The sequence below is a fragment of the Streptomyces sp. NPDC058375 genome (genome assembly GCF_042723425.1).
Lineage (GTDB): Bacteria > Actinomycetota > Actinomycetes > Streptomycetales > Streptomycetaceae > Streptomyces > Streptomyces durocortorensis.
In genome coordinates, this window is sequence record NZ_JBHXJG010000165.1 from 1 (window position 1) to 16,423 (window position 16,423).

Genomic DNA, 16,423 nt, shown 5'->3' on the forward strand with positions numbered 1-16,423 from the left:
GGCGGCCTTCGAACGGTGCTGGGTGGCGGCGGGCTGGAGCATCGTCTACTACGCGTTCCCCGTTCCGAACCCGCAGATCACCACCGCGACCGGCTGGCCCACCGGGGCGACCACCGCCGCGTTCTCCGCCGCCCTGCTCGTCTCCGCCGTCGCCGGGGTCCGCGTCGGCCGGATCACCGACCGCCACGGCCCGCGCACCGTCATGACCACCGGCTCGGTCCTCGGCGTCGTCAGCGTCCTCACGGGCGGCCCTCGGGGTCTCCCGTCTGGCCGTTTCGGGAATCCTGAGGTCGGGGACGAGGACTTGCTTATTGGTAACCCGTAGGTTACCAATAAGACATGGACCCGTTCGTCGCGCTGGCCGACCCCGTACGTCGTGATCTGCTGCGCGCACTCGCCTCCGGTTCGGCCCGGGTGGTCGACCTCGCGGCGCGGCATCCGATCAGCAGGCCCGCGGTGAGCAAGCATCTGCGCGTGCTCACCGAGGCGGGGCTGGTCACGGCCGAGGATCGCGGTCGCGAGCGTCACTACGCGCTCGCCCGCCCGGGTCTCGCCCCGGTCCGCGCCCTGCTCGACGAGCTCGCCGGGCGCCGCCCGCCGATCCCTGAGAGCGCCTTCGGCGCCCTCGACCTGGAGGTCCGCAGAACCGTCCACGACCGCCGCCGGTCCGGCACCGACGCCGTTCCCGGTACCGGAAGACCTCAGGAGGAATCCGCATGACCAGCACCCCCACCGGGCGTCGCGTGACCATCGACGGCCTGGACAGCGTCGCCTTCGACCGCACCTTCCGGGCCGGCATCGAGGACGTCTGGGCGGCGGTCACCGAGTCGGACCGTCTGGCCCGATGGATCGGCGAATGGACCGGCGACCCGTCGACCGGCTCGGTCGACTTCCGGATGCTCTACGAGGGCGACGAGCACCAGGCCGAGGTCTTCACCATTCAGGAGTGCCAGGCCCCCGACCGCCTCGTCCTTACGTCGCAGGTGCCTGGCGAGGAACTCGTCTGGCACATGACGCTCACGCTCGTCGAGCACGAGGGCGCCACCACCCTCACCTTCAGCCAGTCCGTCGGTGACGATCCGTCGATGGCAGGCGGCGTGGGCCCCGGCTGGGACTACTACCTCGACCGGCTCGTCGCCGCCGAGACCGGCGGTGACCCGGCATCCGTCGACTTCGGCGACTACCACCCGGTCCACACACAGCACTACCTCGACATGTTCAGCTGAGCCCGACGAGTCGCGCTGTTCGTCCGTCTCGGGGACCGTGTGGTCCTTCGCGATCTCGTAGCCCCTGCCGCTCTCGTCCGGGGAGACGGCCTCGCCGTCGAGCTCGCAGATCTTACGCGTCCGCACCCGGCCCATGTCCGCAAGGTGCACCCGGTGGAAGTGGACGTCGTGGTCCTCGGTCGCGGACGCGATCTTCACCGGGATCGTGACCAGCCCGAAGCTGATGGCACCACCACCAGCAGGTGATCGCCCCCGGGGTTCCGGGGCCCGGGGGGCTGAAGTCCGGCCTGGCCGGGTGCGGTAGCCGGGCATGGCACACCCGCCGCCCCACAGAAGCCACGACCACGTGCGTCAAGGCCCTGCCCGGACGCTCGGGCGCACATCGACTCGGAGGCTCGTCTGAGTAGAGTGCCTATTTGATCGATCATTTTGTACACAGCTCGGAGGGCCGGACATGGCGGAGCAGGGAGAACGGCAGCGGGTGACCGTGGTTACCGGCGGCAGCCGGGGCATCGGCGCGGCGATCTGCCTTCGACTGGCAGCCGAAGGACACGACGTCGCCGTCGGCTACCGGTCGGACGCCGAGGCGGCCGAGGGCGTAGCCGAGGGGGTGCGCGCGCTGGGCCGGGCGGCTGTTGCGGTCGCGGTCGATACCTCCGCGGCGGCGGACGTAGACCGTTTGTTCGATACTGCGGCTGCGCGCCTGGGGCCGGTCACCGGGCTGGTGAACAACGCCGGGGTGAGCGGGCCCGTCGGACCGCTGACCGACGCGGACCCGGAAGGTATGCGGCAGGCCCTGGAGGTCAACATCCTGGGCTACCTGCTGTGCGCCCGCCGGGCCATCGGCGGCATGTCGACGGGAGGGGGGATCGTGAACATCTCCTCCGCCGCAGCGACCCTCGGCAGCCCCGGCACCTACGTGCACTACGCGGCGGCCAAGGCCGCCGTGGACGCCATGACGATCGGGCTGTCCAAGGAGGTGGCGGCCAACGGCATCCGGGTCAACTGTGTCGCTCCCGGCACGATCTGGACCGACTTCCACGCCGACCCCCAGCGCCCCGCCAAAGTCGCTGAGAACGTCCCCATGGGCCGCGCCGGCCAGCCCGGGGAGATTGCCGGGGCGGTCGCCTGGCTGCTGTCGGACGACGCCTCGTACGCCACCGGCACGGTGATGAGGATCGCCGGCGGGTTGTGAGCACGAGCCGCCCCCGCCAAAGTGACCGGGGCGGCCGGGCGGATCCCCGACTCCTGCTTCCACGAGACGGGGACCACCCAGGCCGGCGCCCTCGCAGGGGGGCGCCTCTGACAGTCCTCACCCCGTGGGGCTTGTTGGCCGGCGGCGCAATGCGCTTGGCGGAAGGGCCCGTTGGGGACCTTCCGCCCAGCGTCCCTCCCGGGTGCGCCGCGGTACCGCTCAGCCCTTCCGCAGCGGATAGACCGCCAGCGAGAACGAGTGCCCCGCCGGATCCCCGTACACCCGCACGTCCCGGGGCCCGCTGTTGCTGTCGCCGGTGTCGACGGGCCGGGCGCCCAGGGATATCGCCTCCCGCTCGGCCTCGTCGATGTCCTCACGCCCCACCAGGATCCGCAGATGCGCCTGCTGCGAGTCCTCCGGGCGCGGCCAGCTCGGCGGGGCGTAGCCGTGGTCGCGGCAGATCGCCAGGTGGACGCCGTCGTTGCCGACGATCTCGACGAAATCGGGGTCGGAGCCGATCCGGGTCTCCGCGCCGAAGAGACCGGCGTAGAACTCGGCCAGCTCCATGGGCTCGGCACAGTCAAGGACGAGGACGCTCGTTTTCTCCACAGTCATGCGGGAACTGGTACCCCCGGCGGGCGCGGACACGCCGGTCCGGACCCGGCCCGGAACCCGGGCCACCGGTGCGGCCGCGCCCCGGATGAGGACACACTCCACCCGACCTAAGGTGCGAACCATGGCACGGAGCGCGGCGCAGCCCGGGCCGACCGGGGGCGACGCCGCCCCGGACGGCCCCGACCCCCGGCGTTGGCAGGCACTCGCCGTCTGCCTGGTCGCGGGCTTCATGACCCTGCTGGACGTCTCCATCGTCAATGTGGCCCTCCCCTCCATCCGGGAGGGCCTGAACACCCCCGAGTCCGACCTCCAATGGGTGCTCTCCGGCTACGCCCTCGCCTTCGGCCTCTTCCTCATCCCCGCCGGACGCCTGGGCGACGCCCGGGGCCGCCGGGCGGTCTTCATGGCCGGGCTCGCCCTGTTCACCCTGGCCTCCGCCGCCTGCGGGGCCGCCCAGTCCAGCCTGTGGCTGGTGGTCGCCCGACTGGTCCAGGGCATCGCGGGCGGGCTGATCTCCCCGCAGATCTCCGCCCTGATCCAGCAGATGTTCTCCGGGCGCGAGCGCGGCCGGGCCTTCGGCATGTTCGGCACCGTCGTCGGCATCTCCACGGCCGTCGGCCCGCTCCTCGGTGGACTCCTCATCCAGGCCGCCGGACCGGAGCACGGCTGGCGCTGGGTCTTCTACGTCAACCTCCCGCTCGGCGTCGTCTGCCTCCTGCTCGCCCGCCGGCTGCTGCCCGACACCCCCTCCGCGACCCGGGTCCGACCCCGCGATCTGGACCCGTTCGGGGTGCTGCTCCTGGGCGCCGGGGTGCTGGCCCTGCTGCTGCCGTTCGTCCAGGCCCAGCAGTGGCCCGGCAACACGAAATGGCTCCTGCTGCTCCTGGCCGCCGCCCTGCTCGCCGCGTTCGTCGCCTGGGAGTCGCGGTGCACGGGCGGACGCGTCCAGCCGGTCCTGGACCTGTCGCTGTTCCGGCTGCGCTCCTACTGGCTGGGCTGCCTGCTGATCCTGCTCTACTTCGCCGGGTTCACCTCGATCTTCTTCGTCACCACCCTCTACCTCCAGTCCGGCCTCGGCTACTCCGCCCTGCTGGCCGGACTCGCCATCACCCCCTTCGCCCTCGGCTCCGGCGTCGCCGCGTCCATCGGCGGCCGGCTCGTCGGCCGCTTCGGCCGCCCGCTGGTGGTGGCGGGCCTCGCCATGGTCGCGCTCGGCCTCGCGGGCACCGCCCTCGCCGTCCACCTGGTCCCCGGCCGCGGGGCGGGCTGGGCCATGGCCGCGCCGCTGCTCCTCGCCGGCCTCGGCAGCGGCCTGGTCATCGCCCCGAACCAGACCCTGACCCTGGCGGAGGTCCCGGTCCACCAGGCGGGGAGCGCCGGGGGCACCCTCCAGACCGGCCAGCGGGTCGGCTCCGCGATCGGGATCGCCGCCGTCGGCGCGGTGTTCTTCGCGCAGGTCGGCCCGGACGGCTGGGCCGACGCCTACGACCACGGGCTCATCGTCTCGGTCGCCTTCGTGCTGGCCGCCCTGATCGTGGCGGTGGCCGATGTCGGGGCCGGGCGACGGGGCAGACGACGTAACGAGCGACACGACACCGACGCATCGAGGAGCACGGCATGAGCGACACGACAGCGGACGCCGCGGCAGCGGACAGCGCCGGGAGCGAGGGCAACGACTCCTACGGCCACAAGCCGTTCAAGCGGTCCAAGAGCCACTTCCCCGACCGGATCACTGCGGACGGCCGCGACGGCTGGCCCGTTGAACCCGGCCGCTACCGCCTCGCCGTCAGCCGCGCCTGCCCCTGGGCGAGCCGCGCCCTGGTCTCCCGGCGGCTCCTCGGCCTGGAGGACGCCCTGTCCCTCGCCGTCGCCGACCCGATCCAGGACGACCGCAGCTGGCGCTTCACCCTCGACCCGGACGGCAAGGACCCGGTCCTCGGCATCCGCTATCTGAGCGAGGCCTACGACGCCCGGGAGCGCGACTACCCCGGCGGCGTCAGCGTGCCCGCGATCGTCGACGTACCGAGCGGGCAGCTCGTCACCAACGACTACCAGCAGATCACCCTCGACCTCGCCACCGAATGGACCGCCCTGCACCGGCCCGGCGCCCCCGACCTCTACCCCGAACCGCTGCGCGCGGAGATCGACGAGGTCATGGAGGGCATCTACCGGGACATCAACAACGGCGTCTACAAGTCCGGGTTCGCCAGCTCGCAGCAGGAGTACGAGGAGGCGTACGCCGCCCTCTTCGCCCGCCTGGACCAGGTCTCCGCCCGGCTCGCCGACCGCCGCTATCTGGTCGGCGACACCATCACCGAGGCCGACATCCGCCTCTTCACCACCCTGGTCCGCTTCGACCCCGTCTACCACGGCCACTTCAAGTGCAACCGGAACAAGCTGACCGAGGACCCCGTCCTGTGGGCGTACGTCCGCGACCTCTACCAGACGCCCGGCTTCGGCGACACCGTCGACTTCGACCACATCAAGCGGCACTACTACCAGGTCCACACGGGCATCAACCCGACCGGCATCGTCCCCGCCGGCCCCGACCTCTCCGGCTGGACCACCCCGCACCACCGCGAACAGCTCGGCGGCCGCCCCTTCGGCGACGGCACACCCCCAGGCCCGGTACCGGAGGGCGAGCGGGTCACCCCGGTGGCCCCCGCCTGACCGGGGCGCTCACCCGGAAGCGGACGGCGGCGGGGCGAGCGTTCCCGCCGCCAGCGGGGTACGGGCCAGGCGCACGCACCCCGTGGCGATCAGGGCCAGCGCCGCCAGCTCGGGCAGCAGCCACCAGCCGGTCCGCAACTCCTCGTCGAACAGCGTCACCCCGTACAGGATGCTGATCAGCGCGTCCCCCAGGGTCAGCATCGGCTGCACGGCCACCAGACTGCCCGCCTGAAGCGCGTTCTGGAGCAGGAACAGGGCGCCCACCCCGGCCGCCGCCATGGCGTACAGCTGCCAGGACGCCAGCAGCGAGAGCGCCCCGCCGTCGTCGAGGTTCGACATCGCGTCCTTCATCAGAGCGGCCGTCAGCGCGTAGCCGCACGCGGCGGCAAGACCCAGCAGCGCCGCCCGGGGGTTGCCCCGGGTACGGAGCGCGGCGACGATCAGCGCCGCCTCGAACACCCCGGTGAGCAGCAACGCCGGACTCCAGGCCGCGCCCTCCACCGTGTCGCTGCCCTCGACCGGGGCGGCCGCCGCCATGCCGAGCGCCAGACCCGCCGTGACCGCCGACACCCCGGACCAGACGGCCGCGTCCGCCCGCACCCGCATCACCAGCCCGGCGACCAGCAGGGTCAGCGGCAGCTCGATCACGAAGATCGGCTGGACCACCGCGATCGGCCCGGTGGCCAGGGCGATCGCCTGGCAGACCGCCGCCACGATCACCAGCCCGATCCCCGCCAGCCACACCTTCTGACGCACCAACCGGCCGATCAGCGACAGCCGCATCGCCTCGCTGTCGGGCACCTCCATCGCCGCCCGGCGCTGGAGCACCGAGGCGGAACCGTTACTGAGCGCGGTGAGGACGGCGAACAGGATGCTGATCACGGGTTCATCATGGAGCCGGCCCGGCCTGGACGCCCGGCGCGCGGGTCCGGCGGGCGTAACGCACGTACCCAGGGGCTTGCGGACCATCCCTGTCCGCAAGCCCCGGTAGCGTGCGGACCATGGCCGCGAAGACGCACCGCCCCGCCGCACACTCCGAGGTCCTCTCCACCCGGGCGCTGAACCGGGCGACCCTGGACCGTCAGCTCCTGCTGCGCCGGTCACCGATGGCCGCGAAGGACGCGGTCACCCACCTCCTCGGCCTCCAGGCCCAGAACACCAAGCCCCCGTACTTCCAGCTGTACGCCCGGCTCGCGGACTTCGACCCCGAGGAGCTGTCCGCCCTGATGGAGTCCCGGGAGGCCGTCCGGATCGTCACCCTGCGCTCCACCCTCCACACCCACACGGCGGACGACGCGCTCACCCTGCGCCCCCTGGTGCAGGCGGCACGCGAACGCGAGCTGAAGGGCTTCCGGCGCGGACTGGAGGGCGTGGACCTGGACCGGCTCGCCGCGCTGGCCAGGGAACTGGTCGAGGAGCGTCCGCGCCCGGTCAGGGAACTGCGGGACGAACTCCTCGCCCACTGGCCGGACGCCGAGCCCCTCGCGCTCACCGTCGCCGCCCGTTGCCTGCTGCCCCTGGTCCAGGTCACCCCGCGCGGACTGTGGGGCCGCAGCGGGCAGGTCGCCCTGACCACCGTGGAGCACTGGCTCGACCGGTCCGCCGAACCGGCGCCCGCACCCGACGCCACCGTGCTGCGCTACCTGGGCGCGTTCGGCCCCGCCTCGGTGATGGACTTCCAGTCATGGGCGGGCCTCACCCGGACGAAGGAGGTCTTCGAACGGCTCAGGCCCCGGCTGCTCACCTTCCGGGACGAGCGGGGCGTCGAGCTCTTCGACCTCCCGGACGCCCCGCGCCCCGACCCCGACACCCCGGCCGCGCCGCGCTTCCTGCCCGAGTTCGACAACGTCCTACTCGGCCACGCCGACCGCGCCCGCGTCATCCCCGAGGTCAACAAGGGGCGCAACGGCAAGGGCAACCAGGCGTACGGGAGCGTCCTCGTCGACGGTTTCCTCGACGCCCTGTGGCGCGTCGAACGCGAGGGCGACACGGCGATCCTGACCGTCCAGCCGCTGCGGAAGCCGACCCGCGAGGAGCGCACCGGGATCACCGAGGAGGCGGCCCGGATGCTGACGGTGATGACAGACGCGACGGACCACGACATCCGGTTCGGTACGTTCCTGGACTTCGAGGACTGAGACCCGCCGGGTCAGCGGTCCGGCGGATCAGCGGCCCGCCGGGGCAGTGGTCCGCAGGGTCAGCGGCCCGCAGGTCAGGGCAGCAGCCCCGCCCGGCGCGCCGCCACCACCGCCTCCAGCCTGGTGTGAGCCCCCAACTTCCGCATGGCGGAACGCAGATACCCCTTCACCGTCTCGGGCCGCAGCCCCAGCCGCTCGGCTGTCGCCGCGTTCGTCGCACCCGCCGCCACACACGCCACCACGTCCACCTCGCGCGGCGCGAGGCGGACCTCCCGGGCCGCGGGAGCCTTGGCCCCCGACGCCGAGGCGAGTCGCCCGCAGACCTCCAGGAGCTCGCCGCGCAGGGCCGGGTCGACGACCCTCGGGACCAGCGCACGCAGTTCGCGGTGGGCCTCGCGCACGTCCTCCCAGGCGCCGGGCACCGTGTCCGGATCGCTCACCTGCTCCCGGCCCGCCGCCAGCAACTGCCGTACCTCGTCCCGTACCGCGAGCGACTGCTCCACATCGCGGGCCGCCGCCACCACCGCGTCGAACGTACGGTCGCCGAGCGTCACCGGCGTACGCAACGCCCCGTACAGCACGCCCCGCACCGCCCGCCGTACGACGACGGGGACCGCGACGACCGAACGCAACCCCTCCGCCGCCACCGCCGCGTCGTACTCGTGGCTGATGTGGCGCGAGGAGGCGTAGTCCGTCACCGCGCAGGGCCGCGACAGCGCGATGGCCTTGCCGCCCAGGCCGCTCCCGGCGGAGATGACGAGGCCCCGCAGGGCGCTGGTCTGCGCCCCGTTCAGCTCGGCGATCCGGGCATGGCGCGCGTCCGACAGCAGGCCGCCGAACACCACGGGAAGCCCGCTCGTGCGGCGCAGCCTCAACAGCGCTGCCTGCATCTCGACCGCATCGACCGGTTCCGGCACTCCGACGCCCCTCCACCCGGCCCGCGCAGTCCCCCGGACGGGGGAGAGGACCACCCCCGTCCGGGGGTGGTGAGACCTGGGTCACTGTTTACATGATGTTAGGCGACCGGTCCGTAATGAGGAGGGCACATGTCGGCAACCAGCGCGACCGAGACGTTCCGGGCCGCCCGGGACTTCCTGCTGGAGCACCGCGAGGACTACGAGCACGCGTACGCGGGCTTCCGGTGGCCCCGGGCGGACCACTTCAACTGGGCGCTGGACTGGTTCGACGTCATCGCCGAGAACAACGACCGCACCGCTCTGCACATCGTGGAGGAGGACGGCCGGCGCACCGAGGTGTCCTTCGCCGCGATGTCGGAGCGCTCCGACCGGGCGGCCAACTGGCTGAAGGCGCAAGGCGTACGGGAGGGCGACCGCATCCTCGTGATGCTCGGCAACCAGGTCGAGCTGTGGGAGACCGCGCTCGCCGCGATGAAGCTGCGCGCCGTCGTCATCCCCGCCACCCCGCTGCTGGGCCCCGCCGACCTGCGCGACCGGGTGGAGCGCGGCCGGGTGCGTCATGTGCTGGTGCGGGACGCGGACACCGCGAAGTTCGACGAGGTCCCCGGCCGCTACACCCGGATCGCGGTCGGCGAGGAGGTGGCGGGCTGGCTGTCGTACGCGGGGGCGGCCGACGCCCTCGCCGGGTTCACGCCCGGCCGGGAGACGGACGCGGACGAACCGCTGATGCTCTACTTCACCTCCGGCACCACCGCCAGCCCGAAGCTGGTCGAGCACACCCATGTGTCCTACCCCGTGGGCCACTTGGCGACGATGTACTGGATCGGCCTCAAGCCGGGCGACGTCCATCTGAACATCTCCTCGCCCGGCTGGGCCAAGCACGCCTGGTCCAACCTCTTCGCCCCGTGGACCGCCGAGGCCACCGTCTTCATCTTCAACTACGCCCGCTTCGACGCGGGGCGCCTGATGGCCGAGATGGACCGCTCGGGCATCACCAGTTTCTGCGCCCCGCCCACCGTCTGGCGGATGCTCATCCAGGCGGACCTGGGCCAGTTGAAGACCCCGCCGCGCGAGGTCGTCGCGGCCGGAGAGCCGCTGAACCCGGAGGTCATCGAGACGGTCCGGCGGGAGTGGGGCGTCACCATCCGGGACGGCTTCGGCCAGACGGAGACCGCCGTCCAGGTCGCCAACAGCCCCGGCCAGCCCCTCAAGACCGGCTCCATGGGCCGCCCGAGCCCCGGATACACCGTCGAACTCCTCGACCCGGTGACGGGACAGCCCGGGGCGACGGAAGGGGAGATCGCCCTCGACCTCTCCGACCGCCCCGTCGGCCTGATGACCGGCTACCACGGCGACCCCGACCGCACCGCCGAGTCGATGGCCGGCGGTTACTACCGCACCGGGGACATCGGCGCCCGCGACGAGGACGGCTACATCACTTACGTCGGCCGCGCAGACGACGTGTTCAAGGCATCCGACTACAAGATCTCGCCGTTCGAGCTGGAGAGCGCCCTGCTGGAACACGAGGCCGTCGCCGAGGCCGCCGTCGTGCCCGCCCCCGACCCGCTCCGCCTGGCCGTCCCGAAGGCGTACGTCGTGCTCGCGGAGGGCTGGGAGCCGGGGCCGGACACCGCGAAGGTCCTCTTCGAGCACTCCCGGGCGGTTCTCGCCCCGTACAAACGCATCCGCAGGCTGGAGTTCGCGGAGCTGCCCAAGACCGTCTCGGGCAAGATCCGCCGCATCGAACTCCGCGAACGCACCGCGCTGGGCACCGGCGCCGAGTTCGACGAGGGAGACCTCAAGTGAGCCTGCTCAGTTACGCGCACGGCACCGGCGACACCGCGCTGCTCGGCGACACCATCGGCCGCGACCTCGACCGGACGGCCGCCGCGCACGGCGACCGCGAAGCCCTGGTCGACGTGGCATCCGGCCGCCGCTGGACGTATACGGAATTCGTCGCGGACGTCGACGAGCTGGCCCGCGCCCTGATGGCGTCGGGGGTGGCGAAGGGCGACCGGGTCGGCATCTGGGCGGTCAACTGCCCCGAGTGGGTGCTCGTCCAGTACGCCACCGCCCGGATCGGGGCCGTCTTGGTCACCGTCAACCCGGCCTACCGCGCCCACGAGGTGGAGTTCGTCCTGAAGCAGGCGGGCATCTCCCTGCTGGTCGCCTCCCTCGCGCACCGCACCAGCGACTACCGCGCCCTCGTCGACGAAGTCCGCGGCAACTGCCCCGACCTGCGGGCCGTCCACTACATCGGCGACCCGTCCTGGGCGGTGCTGACCGCCGCCGCCCCCGCCGTCACGCGCGACCAACTGGCCGCCCGCGAGGCGGAGCTGTCCTGCGACGACCCGATCAACATCCAGTACACCTCGGGCACCACCGGCTTCCCGAAGGGGGCGACGCTCTCCCACCACAACATCCTCAACAACGGGTATTTCGTGGGGGAGACGATCGCCTACACCGAGGAGGACCGGGTCTGTCTCCCGGTGCCCTTCTACCACTGCTTCGGCATGGTCATGGGCAACCTCGCCGCCACCTCGCACGGCGCTTGCATCGTGATCCCGGGCCCGTCCTTCGAGCCCGCCGCCGTGCTGGCCGCCGTCCAGCAGGAGCGCTGCACCTCGCTGTACGGGGTGCCCACGATGTTCATCGCCGAGCTGAACCTGCCGGACTTCGCCGCGTACGACCTCTCCTCGCTGCGCACCGGGATCATGGCCGGCTCCCCCTGCCCGGCCGAGGTGATGAAGCGGGTCGTCGCCGAGATGCACATGGCCGAGGTGTCCATCTGTTACGGGATGACGGAGACGTCCCCGGTCTCCACCCAGACCCGCCGCGACGACGACCAGGAGCGGCGCACCGGCACGGTGGGCCGCGTGCTGCCGCACATCGAGGTGAAGATCGTCGACCCGGTCACCGGCGTCACGCTCCCGCGCGGCACTTCCGGCGAACTGCGCACCCGGGGCTACAGCGTGATGCTCGGCTACTGGGACCAGCCCGACCGCACCGCCGACGTGATCGACGCGGGGCGGTGGATGCACACGGGGGACCTCGCGGTGATGGGCGAGGACGGATACGTCCAGGTCGTCGGCCGGATCAAGGACATGATCATCCGGGGTGGCGAGAACGTGTACCCACGGGAGATCGAGGAGTTCCTCTACGGCCACCCGAAGATCGCCGACGTCCAGGTGGTCGGGGTGCCGGACGAGCGGTACGGCGAGGAGATCCTGGCCTGCGTCATTCCGCGCGACCCGACCGAACCGCCCACCCTGGAGGAGGTCGCCGCATTCTGCCGGGAGCGGCTCGCGCACTACAAGATCCCGCGCAGGCTGCGGATCCTGGAGACCTTCCCGATGACGGTCAGCGGGAAGGTCCGCAAGATCGAACTGCGCGAGACGTACGCGGACTGACGGAAGGGCGGGCGGGTGGGTCGGACGGGGTGCCGGGTCAGGCGGCTTCGATGATGTCGGGATCGTCCCGGGTCGCGGCCGCCCACTTGATGAGCAGCACCTCGTACGTCGCCGCCTCCACCGCGGACCAGTGCGGTCCGGTGGCGTCGACGAGTGCGCGGATCGCCTCGTTGGCCTGCTCGGCGGCGGGCGCGGGGCGGTCTGCGGGGTGGGAGCTGTCCGGGAGTAAAGCCATGCGCACAGCTTACGTTCCACCACTGACAGCGAGGGCCTCCGAAGCGCCCGAGAGCTCGGAATCGTCCGGAACCGGTGGGGACTTCGCGGGCTTCGGGGCCTTCGACGGCCGGGGGACGGCCGCGAGGTCGCGTCGCATGCAGACCCGGGGCCAGCGGTCGAGCCCGTGCTGGGCCTCCTCGGCGCGGATCGCGCGGAGCCCGTCGGTGAGTTCGTCCTCGGCCAGGATCCGGAAGCCGATCCGGGCGTAGTAGGGGGCGTTCCACGGCACGTCGGTGAAGGTGGTCAGGGTGAGCGCCGTCAGGCCCCGCCGCGCGGCGAGGGCGGCGAGGTGGGCGATCAGGTCCCGGCCGATGCCCCGGCGGGCGGCGGCGGGATCGACCGAGACCTGCTCGATGTGCAGGGCGTCGTCGACGGGATCGGCGAGCACATAGCCGAGCGGCCGGTCGCCGACGGCGGAGAGGGGGTCGGTGGCCACCCAGCAACGGCCTGCCTGCCGGTAGCTCTCCAGCAGGTCGAGCGGGGGCGGATCGTCGTCGGCCACGAAGGCCATGCCCAGGGCGCGGAACGGTTCCCCTGCGGCGCGCTCGATGTCCTGGAGTACCGGGAGATCCGAGCGTCTGGCGGAGCGGATACGCATGTACTCAGTGTGCCGCGCCGGACGCCGGACCGGTACGCGGGTGGCCGGATCCGCCCCCGGGACGGCGCCCGGGGCGTCGGCTCAGGCGCCCGTGCTCACCAGCTCGTCCGCAGGGCTGTTCACGGGCTGCGGGGTGCCGGTGAGGTCCAGGACGAAGAGCGGGAGTCCGACGCCGTCCGCGCGGGCCCGGGCGTCGGCCGCGTACCCCGCGAGGGAGAAGAACACCCCGGTCGCCGAGGCGCCCAGCGCGTTGAGCCAGAGGGTCTCGATCGCGCGCAGCGTCGCGGGCCGGGTGCTGGACTCGACCTGCGCGATCACCCCGTCACCTCGCAGGTCGATGCCGGAGGCCGGGCCCGCCCCGGGACGGCCGACGTCGCGGTAGCCGAGCCAGGTCAGATACAGGCCGGCCGCGGTCACGGCGTCGTGGCCCGTACGAATGGTCATCGGGTGGAACGTGGGGCGCGGGTGCGCGGCGGTGCGCGGCAGGGGGATGTGGGCCGGCGAGACCGGTGCGGCCGGGGCCGACGCGGCGGCCACCGGGCGCACCGGGATCCGCAGGACGGTTCCGCACGGGCAGCACAGCTCGGGCTGCGGCCACTGGTCCTCCCGGGCGCAGGACGTGCAGCGGACGGTGACCCAGGCGTCGTTCCAGCTGCGGTGGCCGACCCGGACCGCCGGGGCGCCGCGCAGCAGCGGCGGGGCGGTGGGCGCTCCGCACGGGCAGGGGTAGGCCGGGGTGCTGTAGGCGTGGTCCCGGCTGCAGACAGGGCAGCGGACCGGCACGGACTCCACGTATCTCTCCCTCCGGCACGGACGCGCGGCCGACTCCGCTCCGTGCTTCCCTCGTCACGCCATCGTCCACCAGGAGCGAGGCGCTGGGGAGGGGATTGACGTACTTCGGGCGGCGCGTGCGGCGGTACACGCCCTTGACTGCGACCGCCCCAGCTTCTAGATTGCTTCCATATAGCAGAACTAAGTTTCCGTAATACGGAATTGGTGCTCTCAGGTGGCGCGACAGAGCCCGACTCCACCAATCCCGAGCAGGAGCTTCCATGCCTCGTATGACCGCTGCCCGAGCGGCAGTTGAGATCCTGAAGCGCGAAGGCGTCAGCAACGCGTTCGGCGTTCCGGGCGCGGCGATCAACCCCTTCTACGCGGCCCTCAAGGCCTCCGGCGGGGTGCAGCACACGCTGGCCCGGCACGTCGAGGGCGCCTCCCACATGGCCGAGGGGTACACCCGGGCCAAGGCCGGCAACATCGGCGTCTGCATCGGTACGTCGGGCCCCGCGGGCACCGACATGATCACCGGTCTGTACTCCGCCATCGCCGACTCCATCCCGATCCTCTGCATCACCGGCCAGGCGCCGACCGCCGTCCTGCACAAGGAGGACTTCCAGGCCGTCGACATCGCGTCCATCGCCAAGCCGGTCACCAAGGCGGCGACGACCGTCCTGGAGGCCGCGCAGGTCCCCGGCGTCTTCCAGCAGGCCTTCCACCTGATGCGCACCGGCCGTCCGGGCCCGGTCCTCATCGACCTGCCGATCGACGTCCAGCTCACCGAGATCGAGTTCGACCCCGAGCTGTACGAGCCCCTCCCGGTGCACAAGCCCGCCGCCACCCGCAAGCAGATCGAGCGGGCCGTGGAGCTGCTGAACGCCTCGGAGCGCCCGCTGCTCGTCGCGGGCGGCGGCATCATCAACGCCGACGCCTCCGAGCTGCTGGTGGAGTTCGCCGAGCTGACCGGCGTCCCCGTCATCCCGACCCTGATGGGCTGGGGCATCCTGCCCGACGACCACGAGCTGAACGCCGGGATGGTCGGCCTGCAGACCTCGCACCGCTACGGCAACGCGAACTTCCTGGAGTCCGACTTCGTCCTCGGCATCGGCAACCGTTGGGCCAACCGCCACACCGGCAAGCTGGACGTCTACACCCAGGGCCGCACCTTCGTCCACGTGGACATCGAGCCCACCCAGCTCGGCAAGATCTTCGCCCCGGACCTCGGCATCGCCTCCGACGCCAAGGCCGCACTGACGCTCTTCGTCGAGGTGGCGCGCGAGCTGAAGGCCGCGGGCAAGCTGAAGGACCGCTCGGTCTGGGCCGCCTCCACCCAGGAGCGCAAGGCGACCCTCCAGCGCAAGACCCACTTCGACAACGTGCCGCTCAAGCCGCAGCGCGTGTACGAGGAGATGAACCGGGCGTTCGGCCCCGAGACCCGTTACGTCACCACGATCGGGCTCTCCCAGATCGCGGGCGCGCAGATGCTGCACGTCTACAAGCCGCGCCACTGGATCAACTGCGGCCAGGCCGGCCCGCTGGGCTGGACGATCCCGGCCGCGCTGGGCGTCGCCACCGCCGACCCGGAGGGCACGGTCGTCGCCCTCTCCGGCGACTACGACTTCCAGTTCATGCTGGAGGAGCTGGCGGTGGGCGCGCAGCACCGTATCCCGTACGTCCACGTCCTGGTGAACAACTCCTACCTGGGCCTCATCCGCCAGGCGCAGCGCAACTTCGACATCGACTTCCAGGTCAACCTGGAGTTCGAGAACATCAACTCCCCGGAGCTGGGCGTCTACGGCGTCGACCACGTCAAGGTCGTCGAGGGCCTCGGCTGCAAGGCGATCCGGGTCACCGAGCCGGACCAGCTGCTGCCGGCCTTCGAGGAGGCGAAGAAGCTCGCCGCCGAATTCCGTGTGCCGGTGGTCGTCGAGGCGATCCTGGAGCGGGTCACGAACATCTCGATGAGCGGCACGGACATCGCGTCCGTGAACGAGTTCGAGGACATCGCGACGGACCCGTCCCACGCGCCCACCGCGATCCGCCCCCTGACGGCCTCCTGACGGACCCGTCACCCACGAGGGCCCCCGGCCCGGAGCGAACCTCCGGCCCGGGGGCCCTCTGCGTGGCCGGCGAGCACCCGCACTGCTTCCCGCCTGCCCGCACTGCTTCCCGCCTGCCCGGCGGCGCTGATCCAGCCCGTCCGGCGTTGGCCCAGCCCGTCCGGCGTTTGAGGACGGAACCCTGGAGCGGGTGGGCCCGCGTCCCTCCGGACAGGCTGGAACGGTGCGGGCCGGCCCCGCCATCGCCACGGCTCCGTCGGCTCCGTCCTCAAGCGCCGGGCAGGCTTGGTTTGCCCGGGCAGGGGGATGGTGCGGGACCTCCGCCGCCACGGTTCCGTCCTCAAGCGCCGGACGGGCCGGAATTCCGGTGTCCGGGCCCTCGTAGGGAGACGGGTCGGGTGGTGCGACCGGGCGCGCGAAAGCCCCTGCGAGCGAACGGGCGCGCGCACACGAAAGGATGCGACCGGGCGCGCGAATGCCCGCGCGAGCGCGGGTGCGGGCACGCAGAAGGGCGTGGAGTACGGGACCGTATCCGTACTCC

General features: G+C 72.1%; 15 protein-coding genes and 2 pseudogenes. 10 read left to right on the plus strand and 7 right to left on the minus strand.

Going from position 1 to position 16,423, the window contains the following annotated elements:
* The 3 genes and pseudogenes from ACFWM7_RS23880 to ACFWM7_RS23890 all read left to right on the plus strand — a co-directional run.
* A pseudogene (locus ACFWM7_RS23880) lies at positions 1 to 241 on the plus strand (hypothetical protein); the annotation flags it as partial.
* Positions 242 to 339: 98 nt separating this feature from the next.
* The gene (locus ACFWM7_RS23885; protein WP_383263634.1) at positions 340 to 720 is read left to right on the plus strand and encodes an ArsR/SmtB family transcription factor; all 381 of its coding nucleotides are present in this window, start codon (positions 340 to 342) and stop codon (positions 718 to 720) included.
* Entirely contained in the window at positions 717 to 1,226 is a 510-nt protein-coding gene (locus tag ACFWM7_RS23890) for an SRPBCC family protein (protein ID WP_383263637.1), read from the plus strand. Before ACFWM7_RS23885 ends, ACFWM7_RS23890 begins: the two co-directional genes overlap by 4 nt.
* A gap of 60 nt (positions 1,227 to 1,286) precedes the next feature.
* On the opposite strand, the pseudogene ACFWM7_RS23895 reads toward ACFWM7_RS23890, so the two are convergent.
* Positions 1,287 to 1,538: pseudogene (locus tag ACFWM7_RS23895) on the minus strand (Ku protein); the annotation flags it as partial.
* 142 nt (positions 1,539 to 1,680) lie between these two features.
* On the opposite strand from ACFWM7_RS23895, the gene ACFWM7_RS23900 reads away from it, so the two are divergent.
* Positions 1,681 to 2,421 carry an SDR family NAD(P)-dependent oxidoreductase gene (locus ACFWM7_RS23900; protein WP_383263640.1) on the plus strand — a complete coding sequence of 247 codons (741 nt, stop codon included), beginning with the start codon at positions 1,681 to 1,683 and terminating at the stop codon, positions 2,419 to 2,421.
* A 219-nt stretch (positions 2,422 to 2,640) separates the two neighbouring features.
* Here the strand turns inward: ACFWM7_RS23900 and ACFWM7_RS23905 are convergent, their stop codons facing one another.
* Positions 2,641 to 3,036, minus strand: a complete 396-nt coding sequence (locus ACFWM7_RS23905; RefSeq protein WP_383263643.1) for a VOC family protein — start codon at positions 3,034 to 3,036, stop codon at positions 2,641 to 2,643.
* Between the two features lie 121 nt (positions 3,037 to 3,157).
* On the opposite strand from ACFWM7_RS23905, the gene ACFWM7_RS23910 reads away from it, so the two are divergent.
* Together ACFWM7_RS23910 and ACFWM7_RS23915 are read left to right on the plus strand one after the other, a co-directional pair.
* Positions 3,158 to 4,657, plus strand: a complete 1,500-nt coding sequence (locus ACFWM7_RS23910) for an MFS transporter (RefSeq protein WP_383263646.1) — start codon at positions 3,158 to 3,160, stop codon at positions 4,655 to 4,657.
* Positions 4,654 to 5,706, plus strand: coding sequence for a glutathione S-transferase family protein (locus tag ACFWM7_RS23915; protein ID WP_383263649.1), 1,053 nt, complete (start codon positions 4,654 to 4,656; stop codon positions 5,704 to 5,706). The genes ACFWM7_RS23910 and ACFWM7_RS23915 overlap by 4 nt, the downstream gene beginning before the upstream one ends.
* A gap of 9 nt (positions 5,707 to 5,715) precedes the next feature.
* On the opposite strand, the gene ACFWM7_RS23920 is transcribed toward ACFWM7_RS23915, so the two are convergent.
* Positions 5,716 to 6,588 carry a DMT family transporter gene (locus ACFWM7_RS23920; protein ID WP_383263652.1) on the minus strand — a complete coding sequence of 291 codons (873 nt, stop codon included), beginning with the start codon at positions 6,586 to 6,588 and terminating at the stop codon, positions 5,716 to 5,718.
* A gap of 119 nt (positions 6,589 to 6,707) precedes the next feature.
* Between ACFWM7_RS23920 and ACFWM7_RS23925 the strand changes: the two genes are divergently transcribed.
* Positions 6,708 to 7,844, plus strand: a complete 1,137-nt coding sequence (locus tag ACFWM7_RS23925; protein WP_383263655.1) for a winged helix DNA-binding domain-containing protein — start codon at positions 6,708 to 6,710, stop codon at positions 7,842 to 7,844.
* A gap of 74 nt (positions 7,845 to 7,918) precedes the next feature.
* Here ACFWM7_RS23925 and ACFWM7_RS23930 read toward each other — a convergent pair whose 3' ends face one another.
* Positions 7,919 to 8,761 (minus strand): response regulator transcription factor, encoded by an 843-nt coding sequence (locus ACFWM7_RS23930; protein WP_383263658.1) that lies wholly within the window; start codon positions 8,759 to 8,761, stop codon positions 7,919 to 7,921.
* Positions 8,762 to 8,890: 129 nt separating this feature from the next.
* On the opposite strand from ACFWM7_RS23930, the gene ACFWM7_RS23935 reads away from it, so the two are divergent.
* Both ACFWM7_RS23935 and ACFWM7_RS23940 read left to right on the plus strand, forming a co-directional pair.
* Positions 8,891 to 10,567, plus strand: a complete 1,677-nt coding sequence (locus ACFWM7_RS23935; RefSeq protein ID WP_383263661.1) for an AMP-binding protein — start codon at positions 8,891 to 8,893, stop codon at positions 10,565 to 10,567.
* Complete coding sequence (locus ACFWM7_RS23940; protein ID WP_383263664.1) at positions 10,564 to 12,171, plus strand: AMP-binding protein; 1,608 nt, start codon at positions 10,564 to 10,566, stop codon at positions 12,169 to 12,171. The genes ACFWM7_RS23935 and ACFWM7_RS23940 overlap by 4 nt, the downstream gene beginning before the upstream one ends.
* Before the next feature lie 37 nt (positions 12,172 to 12,208).
* Here the strand turns inward: ACFWM7_RS23940 and ACFWM7_RS23945 are convergent, their stop codons facing one another.
* The 3 genes from ACFWM7_RS23945 to ACFWM7_RS23955 all read right to left on the minus strand — a co-directional run bounded on the left by ACFWM7_RS23945 (position 12,209) and on the right by ACFWM7_RS23955 (position 13,837).
* Positions 12,209 to 12,406 carry a hypothetical protein gene (locus ACFWM7_RS23945; RefSeq protein ID WP_383263666.1) on the minus strand — a complete coding sequence of 66 codons (198 nt, stop codon included), beginning with the start codon at positions 12,404 to 12,406 and terminating at the stop codon, positions 12,209 to 12,211.
* A 9-nt stretch (positions 12,407 to 12,415) separates the two neighbouring features.
* A complete protein-coding gene (locus ACFWM7_RS23950; protein ID WP_383263669.1) occupies positions 12,416 to 13,045 on the minus strand; it encodes a GNAT family N-acetyltransferase in 630 nt (209 codons plus the stop codon).
* 81 nt (positions 13,046 to 13,126) lie between these two features.
* Complete coding sequence (locus ACFWM7_RS23955; RefSeq protein WP_383263672.1) at positions 13,127 to 13,837, minus strand: hypothetical protein; 711 nt, start codon at positions 13,835 to 13,837, stop codon at positions 13,127 to 13,129.
* A 260-nt stretch (positions 13,838 to 14,097) separates the two neighbouring features.
* On the opposite strand from ACFWM7_RS23955, the gene gcl reads away from it, so the two are divergent.
* The gene (gene gcl / locus ACFWM7_RS23960) at positions 14,098 to 15,882 is read left to right on the plus strand and encodes a glyoxylate carboligase (protein ID WP_383263674.1); all 1,785 of its coding nucleotides are present in this window, start codon (positions 14,098 to 14,100) and stop codon (positions 15,880 to 15,882) included.
* Positions 15,883 to 16,423 lie beyond the last annotated feature (541 nt).

What these genes read in the sequence shown, in the direction of transcription:
- ACFWM7_RS23885 (WP_383263634.1), top strand. Translation starts at nt 340, where the DNA reads ATGGACCCGTTCGTCGCGCTGGCCGACCCCGTACGTCGTGATCTGCTG.
- ACFWM7_RS23890 (WP_383263637.1), top strand. Translation starts at nt 717, where the DNA reads ATGACCAGCACCCCCACCGGGCGTCGCGTGACCATCGACGGCCTGGAC.
- ACFWM7_RS23900 (WP_383263640.1), top strand. Translation starts at nt 1,681, where the DNA reads ATGGCGGAGCAGGGAGAACGGCAGCGGGTGACCGTGGTTACCGGCGGC.
- ACFWM7_RS23905 (WP_383263643.1), bottom strand. Translation starts at nt 3,036, where the DNA reads ATGACTGTGGAGAAAACGAGCGTCCTCGTCCTTGACTGTGCCGAGCCC.
- ACFWM7_RS23910 (WP_383263646.1), top strand. Translation starts at nt 3,158, where the DNA reads ATGGCACGGAGCGCGGCGCAGCCCGGGCCGACCGGGGGCGACGCCGCC.
- ACFWM7_RS23915 (WP_383263649.1), top strand. Translation starts at nt 4,654, where the DNA reads ATGAGCGACACGACAGCGGACGCCGCGGCAGCGGACAGCGCCGGGAGC.
- ACFWM7_RS23925 (WP_383263655.1), top strand. Translation starts at nt 6,708, where the DNA reads ATGGCCGCGAAGACGCACCGCCCCGCCGCACACTCCGAGGTCCTCTCC.
- ACFWM7_RS23935 (WP_383263661.1), top strand. Translation starts at nt 8,891, where the DNA reads ATGTCGGCAACCAGCGCGACCGAGACGTTCCGGGCCGCCCGGGACTTC.
- ACFWM7_RS23945 (WP_383263666.1), bottom strand. Translation starts at nt 12,406, where the DNA reads ATGGCTTTACTCCCGGACAGCTCCCACCCCGCAGACCGCCCCGCGCCC.
- ACFWM7_RS23950 (WP_383263669.1), bottom strand. Translation starts at nt 13,045, where the DNA reads ATGCGTATCCGCTCCGCCAGACGCTCGGATCTCCCGGTACTCCAGGAC.
- gcl (WP_383263674.1), top strand. Translation starts at nt 14,098, where the DNA reads ATGCCTCGTATGACCGCTGCCCGAGCGGCAGTTGAGATCCTGAAGCGC.